The organism is Sphingobium naphthae, from assembly GCF_043589935.1.
GTDB classification, from domain to species: Bacteria; Pseudomonadota; Alphaproteobacteria; order Sphingomonadales; family Sphingomonadaceae; genus Sphingobium; species Sphingobium naphthae_A.
In genome coordinates, this window is sequence record NZ_CP171456.1 from 138727 (window position 1) to 159100 (window position 20374).

The 20374-nt window shown below is 63.4% G+C and carries 16 protein-coding genes and 2 pseudogenes; 5 read left to right on the top strand and 13 right to left on the bottom strand.

What is annotated here, in order from left to right; genetic code table 11:
- Positions 1 to 286: 286 nt before the first annotated feature.
- From ACGGKE_RS17910 to ACGGKE_RS17960, 11 genes are all read right to left on the bottom strand, one after another.
- The gene (locus tag ACGGKE_RS17910) at positions 287 to 499 is read right to left on the bottom strand and encodes a hypothetical protein (RefSeq protein ID WP_037509313.1); all 213 of its coding nucleotides are present in this window, start codon (positions 497 to 499) and stop codon (positions 287 to 289) included.
- Positions 486 to 1490, bottom strand: a complete 1005-nt coding sequence (locus ACGGKE_RS17915) for a hypothetical protein (RefSeq protein ID WP_394443178.1) — start codon at positions 1488 to 1490, stop codon at positions 486 to 488. Before ACGGKE_RS17915 ends, ACGGKE_RS17910 begins: the two co-directional genes overlap by 14 nt.
- A complete protein-coding gene (locus ACGGKE_RS17920; protein ID WP_037509296.1) occupies positions 1487 to 2131 on the bottom strand; it encodes a hypothetical protein in 645 nt (214 codons plus the stop codon). Before ACGGKE_RS17920 ends, ACGGKE_RS17915 begins: the two co-directional genes overlap by 4 nt.
- Positions 2124 to 2534 (bottom strand): hypothetical protein, encoded by a 411-nt coding sequence (locus ACGGKE_RS17925; protein WP_037509295.1) that lies wholly within the window; start codon positions 2532 to 2534, stop codon positions 2124 to 2126. Before ACGGKE_RS17925 ends, ACGGKE_RS17920 begins: the two co-directional genes overlap by 8 nt.
- Positions 2535 to 2589: 55 nt before the next feature.
- On the bottom strand, positions 2590 to 3219 hold the full coding sequence (locus tag ACGGKE_RS17930; RefSeq protein ID WP_037509294.1) for a hypothetical protein: 630 nt from the start codon (positions 3217 to 3219) through the stop codon (positions 2590 to 2592).
- A gap of 72 nt (positions 3220 to 3291) precedes the next feature.
- Positions 3292 to 4254 (bottom strand): phosphoadenosine phosphosulfate reductase family protein, encoded by a 963-nt coding sequence (locus ACGGKE_RS17935; RefSeq protein WP_037509292.1) that lies wholly within the window; start codon positions 4252 to 4254, stop codon positions 3292 to 3294.
- 2 nt (positions 4255 to 4256) lie between these two features.
- Positions 4257 to 5180, bottom strand: a complete 924-nt coding sequence (locus ACGGKE_RS17940) for an ArdC family protein (protein ID WP_037509358.1) — start codon at positions 5178 to 5180, stop codon at positions 4257 to 4259.
- Between the two features lie 111 nt (positions 5181 to 5291).
- Entirely contained in the window at positions 5292 to 7346 is a 2055-nt protein-coding gene (locus tag ACGGKE_RS17945) for a ParB/RepB/Spo0J family partition protein (RefSeq protein WP_037509289.1), read from the bottom strand.
- A gap of 225 nt (positions 7347 to 7571) precedes the next feature.
- Positions 7572 to 11792: a strawberry notch-like NTP hydrolase domain-containing protein gene (locus ACGGKE_RS17950; protein WP_137405258.1), complete on the bottom strand. Its 4221-nt coding sequence runs from the start codon at positions 11790 to 11792 to the stop codon at positions 7572 to 7574.
- A 67-nt stretch (positions 11793 to 11859) separates the two neighbouring features.
- Positions 11860 to 12627: a toprim domain-containing protein gene (locus tag ACGGKE_RS17955; RefSeq protein ID WP_234906592.1), complete on the bottom strand. Its 768-nt coding sequence runs from the start codon at positions 12625 to 12627 to the stop codon at positions 11860 to 11862.
- Positions 12628 to 12821: 194 nt separating this feature from the next.
- Complete coding sequence (locus tag ACGGKE_RS17960; protein WP_004212853.1) at positions 12822 to 13142, bottom strand: single-stranded DNA-binding protein; 321 nt, start codon at positions 13140 to 13142, stop codon at positions 12822 to 12824.
- 354 nt (positions 13143 to 13496) lie between these two features.
- Between ACGGKE_RS17960 and ACGGKE_RS17965 the strand changes: the two are divergent.
- The 5 genes and pseudogenes from ACGGKE_RS17965 to ACGGKE_RS17985 form a co-directional block, all read left to right on the top strand.
- Positions 13497 to 13750 (top strand): annotated as a pseudogene (locus ACGGKE_RS17965) (IS21 family transposase); the annotation flags it as partial.
- Between the two features lie 64 nt (positions 13751 to 13814).
- A protein-coding gene (locus tag ACGGKE_RS17970; protein ID WP_394443184.1) for an IS3 family transposase occupies positions 13815 to 14980 on the top strand; the annotation gives its coding sequence in 2 pieces (ribosomal slippage) (positions 13815 to 14076 and positions 14076 to 14980; 1167 coding nt in all).
- Between the two features lie 20 nt (positions 14981 to 15000).
- A pseudogene (gene istA / locus ACGGKE_RS17975) lies at positions 15001 to 16263 on the top strand (IS21 family transposase); the annotation flags it as partial.
- A complete protein-coding gene (gene istB, locus ACGGKE_RS17980) occupies positions 16250 to 16978 on the top strand; it encodes an IS21-like element helper ATPase IstB (RefSeq protein WP_031304487.1) in 729 nt (242 codons plus the stop codon). The pseudogene istA and the gene istB, both read left to right, overlap by 14 nt.
- Positions 16979 to 17706: 728 nt before the next feature.
- Positions 17707 to 18858, top strand: coding sequence for a replication initiation protein (locus tag ACGGKE_RS17985; protein WP_037492281.1), 1152 nt, complete (start codon positions 17707 to 17709; stop codon positions 18856 to 18858).
- A 51-nt stretch (positions 18859 to 18909) separates the two neighbouring features.
- Here ACGGKE_RS17985 and ACGGKE_RS17990 read toward each other — a convergent pair whose 3' ends face one another.
- Positions 18910 to 20088 carry a winged helix-turn-helix domain-containing protein gene (locus ACGGKE_RS17990; protein WP_394443185.1) on the bottom strand — a complete coding sequence of 393 codons (1179 nt, stop codon included), beginning with the start codon at positions 20086 to 20088 and terminating at the stop codon, positions 18910 to 18912.
- Positions 20089 to 20108: 20 nt separating this feature from the next.
- Positions 20109 to 20345, bottom strand: coding sequence for a hypothetical protein (locus ACGGKE_RS17995; protein ID WP_004212856.1), 237 nt, complete (start codon positions 20343 to 20345; stop codon positions 20109 to 20111).
- Positions 20346 to 20374 lie beyond the last annotated feature (29 nt).

Genomic DNA, 20374 nt, shown 5'->3' on the forward strand with positions numbered 1-20374 from the left:
GCGTCCGCACAAGCGGATCTTCGAGGTCAGAGCAAATGGTTCAAGATCGGCTCACTGCGCCGCTCGTCCAACGGGAGTGGTCAGGCGCGCTATGGCGCAAGGCGCGTCGACCTCCTCGCACCGATACTGGACGATTTAAGGGCGAGACCAACGCGGGGTGAGATGGCGTCATCATGGTCGAGAACGCTGCAAGTTCGTGCCCGTGCTTGCGCCCACTGTCGTCACGATCGCTGACCTGATCGAGATGGTCCGACGCGGGCCATCGTTCGCGCAACCGTCGTTGGTGTCAGCGATCGGAGACCACAGGCGGCTCTTCCTCATAGGTGTCGCATGGCGCGCCGACCGCTTCGAGCCACTCGACCCCGTCGGTGCTAGTGTCGAGGTCACGGATCCGCGCGAACAATGCCTCCTTGAGCATCGCTGGCGTGAAATCCTCGCCGCGCTCGTGGTCCGAAACGATACTGAAGGCGATCGTGACAAGGTGGTTATAGCGTGGCATCCGGTCCTCCTTGGCTGAAACGCGACCTGGCTGATGCGCGCTCGGGATCATCAGGCAGGCGTGTTGTGGTGCGCAGCGCTGCAGCTGCGTGCTGGAAATCGTAGAGCCAGTCGCCCATCGGCGTCCGCTTCTCGACAGGAAGGGCGGCTTGCGCCGCCTGAAAATCCAAAAGCGCGTCTGGCGCGATGTCCATGATCTGGTCGATCTCGGACGGTGGCAGCAGCCCCCGCTCGCGGATAAACTCGGTGATGCTGCCGGGACGGGGGATCGCACCGCGACAGCCGAGCACCGGCTTGCGCCACAAACCCTGCACATTGCGCAAACGTGGCCGCGCGCGTGCCTCCATCAACACGATGACGCGCAGCTCATCGATCGACAGGTCCATGACTTCGTCCGGCTTCATCGCGCCGCAGAAGAAGCAGCTCGACTTGGGGGGAACGGGCAGATCCGCGGCTGCAATCCGCGCCGCGCACCGCGCGCGATCCCATCCCCATTCGCGCAACGGATAACGGTAGTGGTAGCGCGGATCCTCGCAGACGAGCGCATGGCGGTAACGCTGCGTATCGCGCGCTGAAGCATCGTAGCCGATCAGCTTGGTGACCCGCCCTCCTTCGTCCCAGCAACGGCGCGCCGGCTCCCAGCCCGCCGTCCACGCTTCCTGGGGGGCCACCTTCCATTTCTGCGAGCAGGACCCCCCACCGAACACGACCGAAGGGAGCGTCGCATTCGAGAGCATATTTTCGGCGATGGTCGCATAAGGCGGCCAGTGCTTGAAATTGCGCGGTTGATACCGAACGATTTCGGAGGCGATGCCGCGTTCTTCCATCCAGGTGCGGAAGAGTGGGATGAAGGCATAGGTCTGGTTCTTCTCGGAACCTGGATCAGCGAACAGCACCATGTCGATGGGCTCTCCCCGTTCCGCCAGTTCGATGATCATCGCGGTTGAATCGACGCCGGCGCCCCATGCAGCGATGACAGGGGGCCGCGTCATGGGAAGCGCACACCGTCATCGGTGAAGCTGTAGTCATTGGCGATGATCGCCGCATCGACCTGCTCGTCGGCCGTCTGATACGCATATTCGGCTTCGAGCTGGCGATAGAGCCACCGTGCGAGGTCGCGCAGCGCCTCCACCACCACCTCTTCGGCACCGTCGGTCATCGCGCTTTCGACAGGACCGGACCGCTCGACGTCGATCGTCATGCTATATTCGTGATAATAGCGGCCGCGATGGGTGATGCCGGCCCCGAGCTGGTAGAAGTTCAACCGCTGGATCGCCGCCAACGTATCCGCAATCCGGTGGAGTTCGCCATCGCGCGGCGCATGGGCGCGGATCGCCTTCACCGAAGACCGGGCATAGCGGTAGCGCCCTTCGAAACACGCTCCGTCGCCCTGGCTCGAGAAGCCTGAGAACCAGATGCGCGGTGCTTGCCGGGTCCCTCCCCCGTACAGGCGGACGGCATGGCTGCTCAGTTCGACGCCGATGAGTTCGCAAATGCGCGCGAAGTCGTCGAACACAAATTCATGCCAGTCATCGCAGGGTGCGTCCTGCCGATACCAGCGGCGCGCCGCATCCTTAGCGGTCGCCGACAGCTCCTGGAGCCGATAGACGTTGGTGGTGACAAGCTCAGGCATTGCCGTCGCCTCCTGCCAGGACGCCGGCCAGCCACTCCGACGTCGACGTCCAGCTGAGGGAACTGCGGTCGGACAGGTCGACCACATGCGCGCCCCCGCCGAAGCCATCGAGCAACGGACGCGAAGCGGTCAGGCCATATTCGAAGCCCCACCGCCCCTCCAGGAAGAGCCTCTCGGCGCAAAGCAGCACGAAGCTGATGACCAGCTCGACATCGCCTCCGCCATCGTCGTGGATCCAAAGCTCGGTGCCTTCATCGGCGGGCGGTTCGAGCCTGAAGCCATCGGGAAAGGTGAGGCCATCCTCGTTTGGGAGCGTATCAGCGTACAAGGCGAGCGCCTGCTCGACATTGGCGCGGTTCCCGACATCGAGCGTGCAGGAACAATGCGTGTAATAGTCAGCCACAATAGCCTCCTTGATTTGCGCGCCGGACGAACTGGCGCATGGATGAAACCGGTGGTTAGGCCGCGACCGGCAAGGGCGTGCGAGCGGGGCGCAGCGCCGAAAGGCGGCGAGCGAAGGCGCCGGGATCGAGCAGAAGCGCCGCCTTGCCGTGACAGGGATGCCCCGCAATCACGCCGCGCGCGCAGCGGAACCAGGTTACCTCGCTATCGGGCAAAAAGCCGCGCGGGACGACGCGGACGGTGAAGTCGGCATGGCGCAGCTCGGTCATGCCATCCTCATGATCGCCACCAGCCGTGACGACGATCTTGCACTCCTCTGGAGCGAGACCGAGCGCCTCGGTGACGCGCGCAAGCGCCTGACGCGCCTGCGCATGAAAGGTCCGCTTGGCGATACGGTCCCCGCCGACCCGATGGCCGGCAATGGCGAGCAGAGCCGGATGCGCGAGGATCGCTGCGCGATCGGCCGCGCATCGTGCGGCAAGAGCGGCGACATCCGGTGCGGCGCGCGCAGCGCTGCCGGCCAGCGCCCGGATAAGAAGCAGGATCGCTGCGTCCTGTTCGATGGACTTACCGGCGCGCCGACAGTCGTCGATCGCACTGAGCAACCCATGAAGCGCAGCGCCTATGGTTGCATCCGGGTCGGGAATGAGCGCCTGATTATGGCGATAGAGCGTATCGTAGAACATCGGTCAGCCTCCAGCTTGGCGCAATGATGCGCACCCCGCCGAAGGCCCCCTCTCCTCTCGCTCCAGCCAAGATCAGGTCGGGCCAGCACGTTCGCCGAACGCGCCTGCCGGCAACGACCAAGGGTCGAGCGTGATCCGCAGCCGCCAGACGGAATCATCCGCCTGCGACCGATCATCCTCATGGGTCAGAGCTGCGGGATAGGGGCACCCGCGGTCGGCCAACTCGGTCACGCTAAACGAGCGATGGATCGTCCTGCCGCTCGCCGCTTCGCGGCGGGCGATGCCCTCAAACGCGTCTGGAAAGATCAGGCGCAGGGTCGCCCATTGATCCGCCGTCCCGAAAATGCAGCATCGACATGAGAGGCGGCCCCAACCTAGACGATATGCCGGATGCGGCCTGATCCGCGCCGACGCGATGATGTCCCACACCTGTTGCTCGGTCCAAAGCAGCACCGGCCGCCAATGATCGACATGGCGCCGGCCGCTCATGGTCCGATGGGGTTCGAGAACCGCATAGCGAGCACGGCCGGGGCTTTCCTCCGCGCGCTCCCCGGTGAGAACGAGGGTCTTGCCCTCGAAAAAGCGGCCTTGATTGCGGATGGCCGCCGCAAGCACATCGATCTTGAGCGCCGGGCTGCACCAGCGCACCCGAAGATCGGCCGAGACCTGGGGGAACAGGCCCCGAGTGCCCGATGGCCCGGCCCCGCCCGCAACGCGCGAACCATCGGGGGTGTCGAACATGATCGGCGCGGTCGACGCATTTTCCCGGTCTAGTTCCCGCGCGAAACCGCCGACCCGGCAGGACCGGTATAGGACGATCCCAAGATGGCGGGCGAGCGCGTCGACATAAGCCGGTGTGCAGGGCCAATCCATGAAGCTCGGCCCCTGACCGTCCACATCATGGTGATGCAATTCGATCCGTGCTGGAGGAACGCCGTGCGCCAACAGGACGAGAAGGCTGGCGAGGCTGTCCTTGCCGCCGCTGAAGGCCACGACGAAGCGGCGGTAGGCGGCGAGGTCGGGGAGGCCGTCCATGATCACGCCGCTTCACGAACGGTCTCGTTTCGATCATGGGCATCGGCAAGACCGGTAGCGCGCAGCAGATAGCCCGCCGCCGCTTCCGCCTTGGCGGCAGCGGTCATGACCGCCCGACTGTCGCGCTTGAGCACGCGCAGCCATGAGGCGATGTAGCTGGCATGGTCATCGAGATGCGCGGTCGGAAGGCCGAGATCAGCCCCGAGCAGCGCAGCAGTCATCTCGGCGCACAGTTCCTCGAACGCATAAGCGTCATCGCCGAATTTCTTGCCGAATTCGCGATTGAGGCGGTCGGGATGGCCCGTCCAGTGCCCAGCCTCATGGGCGAGCGTCGATGCCCAATAGGCCTTCGTGGTGAACAACTCGATCGGCGGCATGGTGATGCTGTCGGCGACGCGGTCGTAAAAGGCGCGGTCGCCACGAACCTGCACGGATGCAGGAAGGGCGCGCACGAACCGATCTGCCCGGTCGGGCAATACGTCACCCGGCGCGACGAGTGCGACACGGCTCGGATAATAGTCTGCGGGCAGCCCCTCGATCTGGTCGACATTGAAGACCGCATAGCTGCGCAGCATCGCCCGGACCTCGTCGGTCACGGCTCCCGTCACTGGCGAGGCGACCTCCTTGGTGAAGGTCTTGTAGAAGATCGCGAACTGGGATTTTTCACCTTGGCGGACCTGGCCACCGAGCGCCTGAGCCTGTTTGTAGGTCATCCAGGTGCGCGCGGCATATCCAGCGCTCTCCGCGACCAGCCAGAGCCAGAAGCAGTTGATGCCGCGATAGGGCTCGCCCGTCACGCGCAGCGGACGACCACCGAGCCCGGGGCGCCAGGGCTTCACCCACGGACGAACGCCGGCTTCGAGCCTGTCGATGATGGTGCTGGTGATGAATTCAGCGGGCCATGGCTTGTCGGTGGTCTTGGCCACGATCAATCTCCGATTTGAAAAGAGGCGGACCCGACGGCTGACGGATCATGAAAAAAAGGGCGGCACTCAGAAGAGCACCGCCCCAAGTCGCCTCGAACTGTCGGCTGAGCGTCAGGCCGCTTCGCTCAGGTCATCGTCGTCGGTGATCTCGCCCACCGGCTCGACGTCCTCGCCGTCCAGCGCGTCATCGACCGCCTCGACATCCTCGTCATCCTCGGCCTCAAGGAAGGCCGAGCGGGTGGGATAACGTTCCGGCTTTTCGATCGCATCGAACCGCATGGCGTCGGGCAACCAGGCGGTCGCCTTCTCGCGGATTTCAGCCTCGACGATACCCTGGCCATTGCAGAGCGACGCGCAGGTGCTGGCAAGGTCGCCCTTCTTGGCATCCTTGTAGCGACCGCGAAGGATCGGGCCGCCGATGTCCTCCAGCGCGTCCAGCATCACATCCTTCTTCACCCGGCCGAAGAAGTTTGCGGCGGTGGGACGCCACCACTGTTCGACCTGGATATCAAGAATCCGGCCGAGGTGATCGTGGAACCCGTTCAGCCGACCGCCATCACCGGCATTCAGCGTCGGCTCGAGCGTCTGGGCGATGACGAAGGCGACCCAGTTACCCCGGGCTTCGTCGTCAAGCGCGCGGAAGGCATCGAAGCGCGCCGACATCGTATCGTGCCCTGCCCAGCTGGTATCGAGCGCTTGCCGTTGATCGGCGATCGTCTGCGACGCAAGCGAGCCCTCGTCGCGAAACGCGAAGATCGGGAATTGCGATGGTGATGCTTTCAGCGTCGAGTGACTGCGGACGTAATTGTTCGCGAAGACGACATCCTGTGCCATCAGGAAGATGGTCAGGTCGAGCGCGAGAGCCGGGTCGCTTGCAAGGTGGGCGACGAGGATCTGACGCCGCTGGGTAGCGAGCTCGTCGACCAGCGTCGCGCTGAGCTTCACCCCCTGCTCGCCCACATCGTCGGCCCCGCCAATCGGGCTGATGACGACAGGTGCGTTCGGATCGACCACCGGCTTCTCGCTGAACATCCGGGTATGGACGCGGACAGTGCCGTCGCCGCCGATATAGACGAACGTGCCGAGCTGGGCGCGGACCTCTGGGTCGACGACCTTGCGGGCGGCGTCGAGTTCGTCGAGTTCACGCTCGATTTCTTCGAGCCGGGCGTTCGCGGCGTCAGCCGCGTCGGTGCCGTCGACCAGCTCCGTTTCGAGCTGATCGACCAGCGTGTCATTTTCCACCGCAAGGGCATCGACCCGTTCCTGTTCGGCCTCCGACAGCGGACGGGCGGTGGCATGATATTCGTGGAGCTGCCGTTCGGTATCGTAGGGCACATGCGTCGCCGCCACCGGCGTGACGAATGCGAGACCCTGAGATTCGGCCAGTTCGGCGGCAGCAGCTTCGAGCTTCTGTGCCGCCATATCCTCCAGGAGCTCGACATCGATCCAGTTCTCGTCGCCCTCGGTCGCAAACAGATCGCCCTCGATGCGGCCGCCGGCGGCGAGATAGGCGTCCCGGCCGACAAAGCGCGCCTTGGCGTCGTTCGCCTTGACGGTGCCGTTCAGGATCGCACGCCGGATATTGTCGGGCTGATTGCCGTAATAGGCCGACTTCATCTGTTCGAAGACTCGCGCCTGGCGGTCGGTATCGCCGGTGACCGCATAGGCCTGTGCGACGCCCAGACTGATTTCACCGGCAGCAAGGGCCTGGAAGATGCAGGGTGCCAGTTCCGCGAGGCGAACGCGCTGCTCAACAAAGCGAGTGGTCACGCCGAACCGCTTGGCCACGTCCTCGGCCGACGCGCCCTTGTCGATGAAGTGATTGAATGCGGTTGCCTCGTCCGCCGGGTTCATCGGCAAGCGGCCGAAATTCTCCGCAAGGCTCGCCTCGGTGCTGTCGGCATCGTCAGCCAGAACCAATGCGGGCACTTCATGATCAGCGGGCAGGACGCCCGTCGCGATAAGATGCTGGAGCGCGCGCAGACGACGCCCACCGGCCTTGACCGTAAAATGGCCGTTCTTCTTCAGGGGGGTGACCACGAGATTCTGCAGCAGCCCGTGCGCCGCGATGGTGGCAGCGAAGGACTCGATATCGAGGTCGCGATTGCTCTTGCGAACATTGTCCTTGGACAGGGACAGGTTCTTCACTTTGACGGATTGGATCATCGAATTTCTCCGAAGGAGAGACGAGCGCCAGCGTGCCGCGCTCGGGACCTGCTCATCAGGCCCACCAAGGCGAAGCCCCCTCCCCTCTCACAGAAAGGGTGATGAGGACCGTCGAAGACGTGCGGACGCGCGCCAGACACTGCGCGACAGGACCAATGCGGCGACGATCACGGTCTTCCCTCGCCGGTTGTCGCGGCGCGGCACGCGTGATCGCCGCCGAGAGGATCAGGCAGCGATGCGAGCCAGGATATCGGCAGCACGGGCGGGCGGCAGGAACAGTCGGGTGCGATAGGCGATGATCTCGGAGAAGCAGCCCAGCGCCTTGAGTTCGGCCAGCCGGCTCGCAGGCCAGTCGATCAGCTCGAGGCGCTGCTCGCCCGCCACGAGACTGCGCTTGAGATGATATGCACCAACCGGCTCCACGCCGCCGCTATCGAGTACGTGCCGAACAATATCGGTCGGTGCGATCTCGATCCCGCCCGCCACGCCGAATGCGCTGCTGACCTTGGACACCATTGGCGCCGGGATGAGACGGCCAAGCAGCGACTGCCCATCTTCAGTCTTCAGGCGCCAGACCTGGACATGATCGTCGGGAAGCTTGCCCCAGACGGGAAGGAGGAGGCCAGTGACGAGGTAGATCGTCTCGGTTCGGGTGCGGTGTCGCAGTTCCTCGACCTCCTGATCCCAGAGCTTCGCAAATTCCTCGGCATCCGCATCTTCCCACAGCGTTTCGAGAAACAGGTCCTGACGGTGACGCTCGGTCCGTGCCGGGCGGACCAGCTCCCAGCGCTTGACCAGCTGGCCGTCCTCGTCGGTGAGCGAATGGGTGGCGCTGCAGATGGCGGCCTTGCCAGATCGGCGGTTCACCACGCACCGGCTCTCGCCACCCTGGAGGAGCCATTCGACACGGTCGCGGCTGACCGGACGATAGCGCTGCTCGGTCTCGAGCCGCAGGATTTCCGTGACAGCGCCGCTCACAGGGTCTTCACGGATACAGGTCCGGTCGAGAATGGTGATCCGCTCGGCATCGATCGTCTCGACGCCGACATCGAGCGTACCAGCTTCCCGCGCCGCCTCGATCCGGGCCTCGATCAAGCCGAGATATTCGTCGAAGATCGCGTTCTGAAGGCTGATCCTCAACGCAAGAATACGGTTTAGCCAGCGCTGTATGGGCGGCAGATCCTCTACCATGCCACCGCCCTCACCCTCGAGATTGAGGCCCGTCAGCGCCTGAAAATCTGTGAGGCTGGTCGAGGCGAGCTTACCGGCGAAGAGCAGCCGGAACCAGGTAACGAGCGAATCCTTGGCAAAATCCGATTCCAGGTTGTCGTGGGGATTGAACAGACCCTGTCCGCCGGTCTGGCGCTGGCCGCGGGTAAGTGCGCCCAGGCTGTCGAGACGGCGCGCGATCGTCGAAATGAAACGGCGTTCGCCCCGGCAGTCCGTCGATACCGGACGAAATAGCGGTGCAGATGCCTGATGGGTGCGATGGGTACGCCCGAGCCCCTGGATCGCGGCGTCGGCTCGCCAGCCCGGCTCGAGCAGATAGTGAATGCGGCGGCTCTGGTTCTCGGCCGCGAGACTGGCGTGGTAGCTGCGGCCAGTGCCGCCGGCATCCGAGAAGATCAGGATGCGCTTGGCACCGCGCATGAAAGCATCGGTCTCGGCAAGATTGCTGCGTGGGGACCGGCTTTCGAGACGCTGTCCACCGCGCGCGTCAGCCACGATCCGGCGCAATCGTCCGGTGACCTCGGCAACCTGATCGACGCCGAAATGGCCGATGATATGGTCCAGCGCGGAGCCTACGACTGGGAGAGCGCACAGTTCTTCCAGCAGCTGTTCGCGCATCTGCAGCGCCTCCTGGCTGTGAACAGGTCGCCCGTCTTCGTCGGTCATCGGCTCGGACCGGACATTGCCGGAATCGTCGGTGTAGGTTCGCATCTGTCGCGTCGGGAACGCCGCGCTCAGATAATCCATGAGGAACTCGCGCGGCGACAATTCGATATCCAGATTGGCCCTCGCCTCGGCATCCAGGGCGGCAAGCGTCCGGTCGAGCATCGCCTCGGCCGTCGAGACGAGCTGGATCACCACGCAATCACCGCGCGCGAGATCGGCATGAATGGCGGGGATCAGCGATGGCAGCTTCAGTGAAATCAGAAGCTGGGCAAAGAACCGCTGTTTGGTCGATTCGAAGATGGAGATCGCCGCAGCCTTCGCTCCGCCATTATAGGTCGATTTGCTGAAACTGTCGGTGATACGGGTCGCGTCGAGCGCGGCCTGCAGGTTGCGGTGAATGATACCCCAGGCATCCGCATAGGCATCGTAGATTGCGATCTGGTCCGGGGTTAGCTGGTGTTCGAGAATGTCATACTCGACGCCAGCAAAACTGAGCGCGCGTGCCGCATAAAGACCCTGTGCCTTCAGATCGCGGGCGATCAGTTCCATTGCCGCGATGCCGCCCCGGCGCAGGCTTTCGACGAAATCGCGGCGGTCGGAAAAGGCCGTTCCCGGACCCCAAAGGCCGAGCCGGGTGGCATAAGCCAGATTGTTGACGTCCGAAGCCCCCGTCGCGGACACGTAGAGAACGCGGGCGCGGGGTAGGAGATTTTGCAGTCGGACGCCGGCGATGCCCTGCTCGGATCCCTTGGAGGTGCCGAACCGCCCTTCCCCGCCAGCCACGCCGGCCATTTCATGGGCTTCGTCGAAGACGATCATGCCTTCATAGCCGTCACCCAGCCAATCGGTGATCTGTTTGAGGCGCGTGCCCTTGTCGCCCCGGCTCGACCGCAAGGTAGCATAGGTGAGGAAGAGCACGCCCTCACTGGCCCCGATCGCCGTTCCGAGCTTCCACTGGTTGAGATGCTGGAGATCGAGCGCAAGCCCGCCGACCGCAACCCAATCACGACGGGCATCTTCGAGCAGCGTTTCGCTCTTGGAGATCCAGACATGCTTGCGGCGGCCGCGCAGCCACTGGTCGAGCAAGATCGCTGCAACCTGGCGGCCTTTGCCAGCGCCGGTGCCATCACCCAGGAAGAAGCCGGTGCGAACCCCGCTGCCCGCCTCGTCGGGCGTCAAAGTGAGACCTTCATCCTTGGTCAGGAATCGGCCCGGAAGATCGCGCTCGAACGCATCGCCTGCGTAGATGACGGTCTCGAGCTGCGCATCCGAGAGTATATTTTCGGTGAGCAATCTCGGCGGCAGGATCGGCGCATAGCGTGTCTTGGGCGCTGCGATCGAACCCATGGCGATCGATTCCACGAGCGCCGTCGGGTGAGGCCGCGCTGCTGCCAGGGCGATCCGGCTCGGTCGATAGGGAAGGTAGAGCCCGGAGGGTTCACCGACCGGCGCCGGGGCGTCGAGCACCTCGAATGCGATGGGTTCCGCCGGGGCAGCCACGTCGATGCGCTTCGGTGCCAAGGGCTTGATGGCACCACGGCGGGCGCCGGCTAGCAGAGCTGACGGGCGCGATACCACCCGGCCTGGGCGTATGGACGACGTCGCCGCAGTGAGCATTGGGTGAAGGGAACAGGCATCGAGGGCTTCGTCTAAGGTTGCGCAGGCGATCGCGCTGGCAGGGACGCCTTCAACGCCCTTGTGCAGGAGGAGAAGCTGGACAGCTTGTGTCGTACCGTGCCGCGCATAGGCAGACGCTGGTAATTCGATCTGGCGGAAGAGCGTAGAACCGGCCGTCGCGATCTTCCATTCACTCGATTGCGGATCAACGCGGGTGGGAAGGATTGCGACACAGCGACCACCCGGACGCAGGCGCGTGAGGGCAGAGCGCAGGTGGCGAAGGCCGGCAACCCGATCACGGCCGCGGCCCTCACTGCGCGAGAAGGGCGGATTGATCAGGATGACATCCGGCACCAGATCGACGGGAAGGAGGTCGTCGATGAGCTCACCGTCATGGCCGAAGATGCGGGCATCGGGGTAAGCAGCCGCGAGCATGGCCCGGCGCCAGGGATCAATCTCATTGAGGATCAGACGAGCCTGGGCACGACGGGCGAAGATGGCGAGCAGGCCAGTCCCTGCCGAGGGTTCGAGTACGACGTCGCGCTCGCCGATGCCGGCGAGCCGCGTCGCGATCAGGGCGATCGATGCCGGTGTCGAGAATTGCTGGAGATCAATCTGCTTCTCGCTGCGTACGCTATGAACCGGCAGGCGCGCGACCATGGCGGCGACAAGCGCAAGCTGAGCCGGCGCCGCGTCCGGCAATGTGCTGCCGGACAGGAAGAGCACCTGCCCCAGTTCGAGCACATCATAGGCATCACGGATCGACCAGTCCCCGCTCGCGGGTGCCGAGCCATAGGCGCGGGTCATGGCGCCGATCAGCGTGGGTCGATCGATGGGAATATTGCTCCCGATCTTTGCGGCGATTTCGCGCGCGGCAATGATGGCGGGGTCGGAGAAGTCGAGTTCAGCAACGGCGGAGGCGGTAGCGGGCATAATGGGGCTCCTTGATGTCGCCCGATGATCAGCACCGGGCCGCCTCGCCGAAGGCCCCCTCTCCTCTCTACAATGGCTGGGTCAGCAGACCGGACCTGGGAACCGAATTGCGGGCAAGCCTGTCGCGCAGGGCGTCATTCCAGTCGTCATGATCTTTTGGAAGCCAGTGTTCGACCTGGCGGTCGTTGGCAGAGAGATGTTCGTAGGCGCGCTCAAAGCATGTCCGTGCCGCCTCATTGCGCTGCCCGAATACTATGACCCGCCTGACGCTCGAGGGTATGCCGACATGGGCGTAGCGCTCGGCGCCGAGCACCGCCCAGACTGGCAGGTCAAACCAGTCGCGCGCTGAAAGGGCATCTTCGATCCCTTCGGCCAATCCAAGCGTGTCTTGCGGTACGCCGAATTGCACACTGCCCGATCCCAGCAGCCCGAGCGCAAGCTTCGGCTTGCGAAACGGGCGATGCAGGATGTCGGAAGGATCCAGGAACGTGCGATGGACCGCGACCAGTCCGAGTTCGTTTTTCACGGCGGCAATCATCGCCGGCAGACTTCGTCTATCCTTGCCCTTCCCGATGATAGTCGAGGGATTGAACCGCAACTCCGGTGTCGGGCTGAACACGCCTCGGGCGCTGAGATAGGTTTCAGCAAGCGTGCCATCGATAGCAACGCTGCGATGCCATAAGGTCTTGGCGAGACCGCTCAGATCACGAGCAGGCAGGCGCGGTTCAACGTGAATGGGGGCGCGGTCATGGAGGCCCTGCCGATCGAGCGCCTTCAGGATGTCGATCGAGGTGCAGCCGGCAAAGCATTTGAACAGGATGGCCTTCGTTCCCAAGCGAACGGACAGGCTTGGCGATCGATCATCATGCGCAGGGCATCGGCACTCGCCGTGTGAGCCTGTCCATCGGCCGCCCAGGCGTTCGACGATCTGCTTTGCGCGAGTCGCTGCGTCTAAAGAGGCAGGCATAGGGAAACTCCTTCTCGAACCGGAAGCGCAAACCCGGCCTGCCCCCTCCCCTCTTCGCGGCGCTATGCTGATTTTGGTGCGAGGACACCGAATTCCTCGACGATCCGGTCGGTCGTGTAATGGGTCGTTCCATCACGCTCGTAGGAACTGTCGCGTAGCCGGCCCGCTACCCGGACGAGATCGCCGACATGGACACGTTCTTCGATATACTTTCTCTGGCCCTCGCTGAAGATCACGACGCGGTTCCAGTAGCTGTCCTCGATCCACTCATCGCCTTCACCACGGCGGCGATAATTCGCGCAGACCGAGACATTGGTGACCTTGGGTTTGGCGTCGATCTCCCCGATCCGCCCTATAATCTCGAACTTTGCGAAGTTGATCATGGTGCCTCCAGCTTGGCGCTGAGCAAACATGAACGAGCAAACGATCGGATTTCGCACGCCATATGACTGCTGAGCTGCCGTGGGCTGCACGGTACGGGAGCACGACCTGGGCTCCTATCCCCCCAGTTGGAGGGATAGGCAGGGGAAGCAACAGGCCGTCTTCACTCGATGGTTGGCGGTTGATCTTGGGGACGAGCTACGCCCGACTGATGATGCGGATCTTGATGAGCGATAGCTGCTGAGGATCAGCGTGCAATAGGCACCCCCTTCGTGGGGTGATCGGCGTGCAAAAAGGACCCCTTCATCCCGGGGATTTAGTCGGCCGACTGGTTTTGATCAGTTGGCGAGAACGGGATGTTGATCGTGGAGACAGTGGTTCGGATTCGGCGTGAGCATGCAGCGGGTAAGGCGATCAAGGCGATCGCTCGTGACCTTCGTTTGTCGCGGAAGGTCGTCCGCAAAGCGATCCGGTCGCCGGAGGCGGCGTTCAACTATCAGCGCAAAGTCCAGCCGCTGCCGCGGATCGGTCCTTATCAGGATCGTCTCGATGCGCTGCTTGAGGAGAACGAAGGTGCGGCCGCCGCGATCGGCTACGGATGACGCGTATTGACGTGACCCCCGTTTCTTCATCCATCTGGAACTAGAGACCGGCCCCTCGAAGGGACGGACGGAATGAAGCGGAAGCAGTTTTCGGAAGAGCAGATCATCGGCATCCTGAAGGAGGCCGAGGCGGGGGCGGTGGTGACGGAGCTGTGCCGCAAGCACGGGATGTCGAGCGCGACCTACTATGCGTGGAAGGCGAAGTTCGGCGGCCTGGAGGTGTCTGACGCAAAGCGCCTGCGGTCGCTCGAAGAGGAGAACGCCCGGCTCAAACGGCTATTGGCGGACACGATGCTCGACAACGCGGGGTTGAAAGACCTGCTGTCAAAAAAGTGGTGACGCCCGCCGCGAAGCGGCAAGCGGTCGCGCATCTCCAGGCGACGTTAGGGATGAGCGAGCGGCGGGCGTGCATGGTTGTTGGGGCAGACCGCACGAGCATGCGGTATCGCTCGTGCCGGGCAGATGATGGCGACCTGCGGTCGCGTTTGCGTGAGCTGGCGCAGCAGCGTCGGCGGTTCGGCTATCGGCGTCTGCACATCCTGCTTCGCCGGGACGGCATCACGATCAACCGCAAGAAGACCCAGCGGCTCTATCGTGAGGAAGGGCTGACTGTCAGGCGCCGGAAGGGACGAAAGCGCGCCGTCGGCGCGCGGGCGCCCGCGCCGGTGCTGGCACTTCCCAATCAGCGCTGGAGCCTGGACTTCGTGCACGACCAGCTCGTTACCGGCCGACGGTTCCGCGTGCTCAACATCGTCGACGACGTCACGCGCGAATGCCTCCGGGCGGTAGTGGACACGTCAATCTCGGGCCGGCGGGTCGTGCGCGAACTGGCCGATCTGATCGCCGAGCGCGGCAAGCCGAAGATGATCGTCAGCGACAACGGGACTGAACTGACGTCGAACGCGGTGCTCGTCTGGTCGGGAGATGTCGGCGTCGAGTGGCACTACATCGCGCCTGGCAAGCCGACGCAGAATGGCTTTGTCGAGAGCTTCAACGGTCGCATGCGCGACGAGCTGCTCAACGAGACGCTGTTCTTCACTATCGGTCAGGCCCGCTCGATCCTGTCGCGCTGGGTCGACGACTACAACACCGAGCGGCCGCACTCGTCGCTCGGCTACACTACTCCGGCAGCCTTCGCTGCCGGGCTCGAACAGCAACGGGCGGGGTTAACCCCGCCCGTTGCTTCACCTGCGCTCATGCGCGAAAACCTTGGTCGGTCTCTGGTTGCCGCTGGATGAAAGACCGGGGTCACGTCAGTATCCATGACCTGCTGGTGCGCGAGGGGTTCGATGGATCCTATGATGCGGTGCGCCGCTATGCGGCGCGCTGGCGTGCTGCGCGGCGGAAGGATGCTGGCGAAGGCGCACCGGCGTTCATCCCGATGACCTTCCAGCCGGGTGAGGCCTACCAGTTCGACTGGAGCCACGAGGATGTGGAGATCGCCGGCAAGCCGATGCGGGTGAAGGTGGCGCATATGCGTCTCTGCGACTCGCGCGCACCCTATGTCCGGGCCTATCCGCGCGAGGGCCAGGAGATGCTGTTCGATGCCCATGCCCGGGCGTTCGCGTTCTTCGGCGGTGTGCCGCGACGCGGTATCTACGATAATATGAAGACGGCGGTGACGGCCGTGTTCACCGGCAAGGAGCGTGTGTTCAACCGCCGCTTCCTGATCATGACCGATCATTACATGGTCGAGCCGACCGCCTGCTCGCCGGCGGCGGGATGGGAGAAGGGCCAGGTCGAGCAGCAGGTCCAGACAATCCGAGGCCGCTTCTTCCAGCCGCGGCTCCGGTTCGCCAGCCTGGCCGAGCTCAACGGGTGGCTGGAGGCCGAGTGCCGGCGCTGGGCCGAGCATCATGCCCATCCCGAACGCGGGGATATTACCGTCGCCGAGGCGCTGGATATGGAGCGACCGGCCCTGCAGCCGATCCTGGCACCGTTCGACGGCTTCCATGAGAGCGAGCATGCCGTCACCGGCACCTGCCTCATCAGCTTCGATCGCAACCGCTACTCGGTCATGTCGACGGCCGCACGCCGGACCGTTCAGGTGCGCTCCTATGCCGATCGCATCGTCATACGCTGCGGCGATGCGATCGTCGGGGAGCATGAGCGCCACTTCGGTCGGAACCGCACGATATACGATCCCTGGCATTATCTGCCGGTCCTCGCGCACAAGCCCGGCGCGCTGCGTAACGGCGCACCGTTCCAGGACTGGGATCTGCCGCCCGCCCTGCACCGATTACGGCGAAGGCTCGGCACCGGGGACGAGGCCGATCGCAGGTTCGTGCGGGTCCTCTCGGCGGTGCTCACCGATGGCCTGGAGCCGGTAGAGGCTGCCGTGCGCGAAGCGTTGGCGAACGGAACGGCCAGCGACGAGCTGATCCTCAACATCCTCTCCCGGCGCCGCGAGCCGGCGACACCCCACAGCATCGTCACTTCGGAAGACCGGATGCTGCAGCATCCTCCGCTCGCCGACTGTGCCCGCTATGATCTGCTGCGAGGCTATGATGCAGCGGCATGATATGATCGACACGATGCGCGGCCTCGGACTCAAGGGCATGGCGGCGGCGTTCGACGAGGCGGTCACCACCGGCCTCCAGCGCAAGCGCACCACCATGGAGATACTGACCGACCTGCTCCGTGCTGAGGCGACCCACCGGGATGCAGCCTCCATCCGCTATCGGATGACGGCTGCGAGGCTGCCCGTGGTGAAGGACCTGGAGCGGTTCAGCTTCGAGGGCACACCGATCAATGAGGAGATGATCCGCTCCCTTCACGATGGCTCCTTCCTCCCGCCTCGCCGCAATATCGTGCTGGTCGGCGGCACGGGGACAGGCAAGACCCACCTCGCCATCGCGATCACCGCCAATGTCGTGCGAAGGGGCGCTCGCGCCCGCTACTTCAACACCGTCGATCTGGTGACACGCCTCGAAGAGGAGACCCGGATCGGCAAAGGCGGGACCCTGGCGGCGCAGCTGTCGCGGCTCGACCTGATCGTTCTCGACGAGCTCGGTTATCTGCCGTTCGCCCGCTCGGGAGGGCAGTTGCTGTTCCACCTCATCAGCAAGCTTTATGAGCGGACCAGCGTCATCATCACCACGAACCTCGCCTTCGGCGAATGGCCGACCGTGTTCGGCGATCCCAAGATGACCACGGCGCTGCTCGACCGCGTCACCCACCACTGCGATATCGTCGAGACGGGCAACGACAGCTGGCGCTTCAAAAACCGCAGCTGACAGCCACCTTCGGCGCCTTCAAAAATCTATCTTGCGCTGCGCGCGCCTCCGGTCGGGCTACGCCCGCCCTCCGCCGCACGCAGCGCAAGGCCATCTTCAACAAACCAGCATCATATTATCTGAAAAGGGGGTCCCTCTTCGACGCCGATCGGGGGTCCCTTTTGAACGCCGTTTGACAGCTGCCACCGCTGGTCACCGGGCACCACCGAATCACTTCTTCTGAAAGACTCCATCTATAAAAACGCCCGGCGCGCAGCGTCGGGGTGATTCTAAGATTCTAATGATTCTATGATTCAGGGCCGCTATGTGTTTGAAACCACAGACTGAATCAGGGTCTAACCTGACCTCTTGGGGGCTTTTGCCTGACTTCGCGGGGGATGTAACCTGTCCTGGCGGGGGCTCTAACCTGACCTCTTGGGGATCATCCTGTCTTCTTGGGGGAGGCGTGGTATCGTGACCGAACCATGTGTTTCGAGCCGCTTTTTGGTCCCTGTTTCGCGCGATACCGCTGACAATTGCGACTCGGCGGAATCACAGGCGGAATGTCCGATTCTCACGGCGAATCTATCCTGACCTTTTGGGGGCTCTAAGAAGAGTCTAACCTGACCTGACTTGACGAACGAGGTCAGGACAGGCAGTTTCCGAAACAGTGTGAGGTGAATCGCATGGGAGTGCCAGCGGAAAGCGTAGACGAGGAAGGCGGCGAAGAGACTTCGGCCGCCCGCTCGATGCGCGTGGCTGCAGCGCTCGCTCGCAAGGGTGGCGACCAGTTCGCCAAACCCGGTCGCCTTGTCGAGGTCCGCTTCGTCAAAGGGCAATCGCTCAGTCTGACCGCCTCCCGCCTCCTCGCCCTCATGATCCTGACTGCGGGCGGCGATGCCTGGCAAGACACGACGCACCGTATGCGAAAGTCGGACATCCGTCGCGGCCACAAGGGCAACGAACGAATTGTCGATATGCTTGAAGAGTTGCACAGAACGCTCTTCGCAGAGGATGACAAATCTTGGCGCGGCAAGCGCGCCACGAAGCGTTTCAACCTTATTCAGGCGTCTTGGGAAGAGGTCGAGGACAACGACAAGGAAACGGGCTGGATCGAGTGGCAGTTCACGCCTGACGCTCGCCGGCTTATCCAGGAGTCCGAAACCTATGCGGTGATGAACCGCCAGGCCGTGCTAGGGTTCAGGTCAGCCTATGCCCTGAAGCTGTACGAAGAGGGCGCTCTTCGCCTCCACAGACGGCAACCTGTGTGGAAAGTCGATATGGTGGGTTTGCGCGCGGCGCTGGGGATCGATCCCGACAAGTATGCCGACTTCGCTCAGCTACGCCGCAAGGTTCTGACGGTCGCCAAGGCAGAGATCGACCAGCTCGCCCACTTCACAGTCGAATGGCAAGAGATCCGGCGAGGCCGTGCCGTGATCGAGATCGAGTTCCGGTTCGTCTCGAAAGATGCGCCGGCGCAGATTGCAACGGTCGACGAACTCGAGCGTCATTCGAAGGGACGGAAAGCTAGGCGCGACGATACCGTCGAGAAGGTCGTGGCAAGCGATAGTCCCCTTCCCCACAGCCCGACCGTCGACGGCGTGGACGTGGCGAATGTCCTGAAGAAGGTAACTGCTGCGCTGGTAAGCTCGGACGCGGCGTCGTCGGGCGGGGTAGAATTGTGGGCAAGGTTCCCCCGGGGCCGGCTGCATTTCGGGGCTACCGAGGAGGCGGCTCGTGAGATTGGAGTTCGCTATGGCGGTGGCTGGGACGTCGACATGATCGCCGAGGCCTATCGCGACCATATGGGCGCACGCTTGAACACCCTGTCCGGTACGAAACTCGAAAAGTCCTGGAAGGGCTGGTGCGAAGCCTTTTTCAATCGGCGAGGCCGGCCGTAACAGCACAAATTGCAGCCCTGCAATTTGTGCCACAAAGGGTCGTGCAGGCGGTCACACGCCCCTCACCGCATCGCCGAATATCACACGGTCCAATCCCAGCCACTGCGCCATTGACCGGAGGGCCTCGTCCAGCTCTTCGCCGGCATGAGCAGGCGCGTCGCTCTCGAACGTCTTTTGTTGAACGAGTAGCGCTTTCGCTTTCCGGTCTGCCTTCAGGTCGACCCGTGCGACGATCTGCTCATCAAGCAGGAACGGTAGAACATAATATCCATAGGTGCGCAGCGGAGCAGGGACGTATATTTCGATCCGATAGCGTATGCCAAAGAGGCGCTCGGCGCGGTCGCGTTCCCAGATCAATGGATCGAATGGCGCTAGCAAAGCGGCATGGCGTATTCGTCGTGGGCGCCTCGCCTCCCGGTGCAACCACGTTGACTGGTTCCACCCATCAATCTTCACGGGCTGAAGGACGCCCTCCTCCACGAGCTGCGCAATAGCTGGATGAGCCTCTGTTGGAGAAAGCCGGAAATAGTCACGCAGATCTTTTGCCGTTGCTACGCCAAGGGCGCGGGCGCTGTGCTCAATGAGTTGGCGTCTGGCTGCCGCAGGTTCCGGGGTGGGGAGAGCGAGGATCGTCTGTGGCAACACGCGCTCGGTGAGATCATACACTCGCTCGAAACTCGCACGTCGTGTCGCAGTGGTGATGTGGCCGGACCAGAAAAGCCACTCCAGCGCCATCTTGCTGTCGCCCCACTCCCACCAGCCTGCGCGTCGCTTCCCGCTTTCGATATCGGATGCAGCGAGGGGTCCGTCGTTGCGGATGCGCTCGAGGATCGAGATCGCGTCCGCCCGCCGATCGCGCGCGAATATGCGCAGACCCTTCCATCCAGTCTCGCCAGCGTCTGCCATTGCCTGTCGCCATCGCAGCAACGGCTGGAGGGGGAGGGGGATCAAAGACGCTTCGTGCGCCCAATATTCGAAGAGCCGACGCGATCGGAGTGGCCCCCAGGCGTCGGCCTCCAGCAACCTCGGATCATAAACACCAAGGCGCGAATAGGCCGGAAGGTAGTGAGCTCGCGTCAACACGTTGACGCTGTCGATCTGGTGGAGACCGAGCCGGGCGATAGTACGCCGCAAATGGTTAGCCCTGACAATAGAAGGCATGGCCTCACCAAAGCCTTGCGCGGCAAGGGCGATGCGTCGGGCAAGCGCGGGGTTGAGGCTCTCTGTCATGACGACACATATCAACGCGGTCACTTGCGACCCGCAAGGATGAACGTCGCGCTATCGTCAATCCTGTGCCCCCACCGAGTCAGGTTGCGAGCGGAAGGCGCGTCTGGCACAAATTGCAGGGCTGCAATTCCTGCCATGAAGGCGTCGATTAGCCCCCAAGAGGACAGGATAGAAGTACGGGCTGGCGATCCGACGGTCTCCATGGTCCAACTGTCAAATTTCGGGCGGATATTGACCAAAAAGTGAAAATCGAACATGGATGCTCCAGACTTTAACAGGAGCAGCT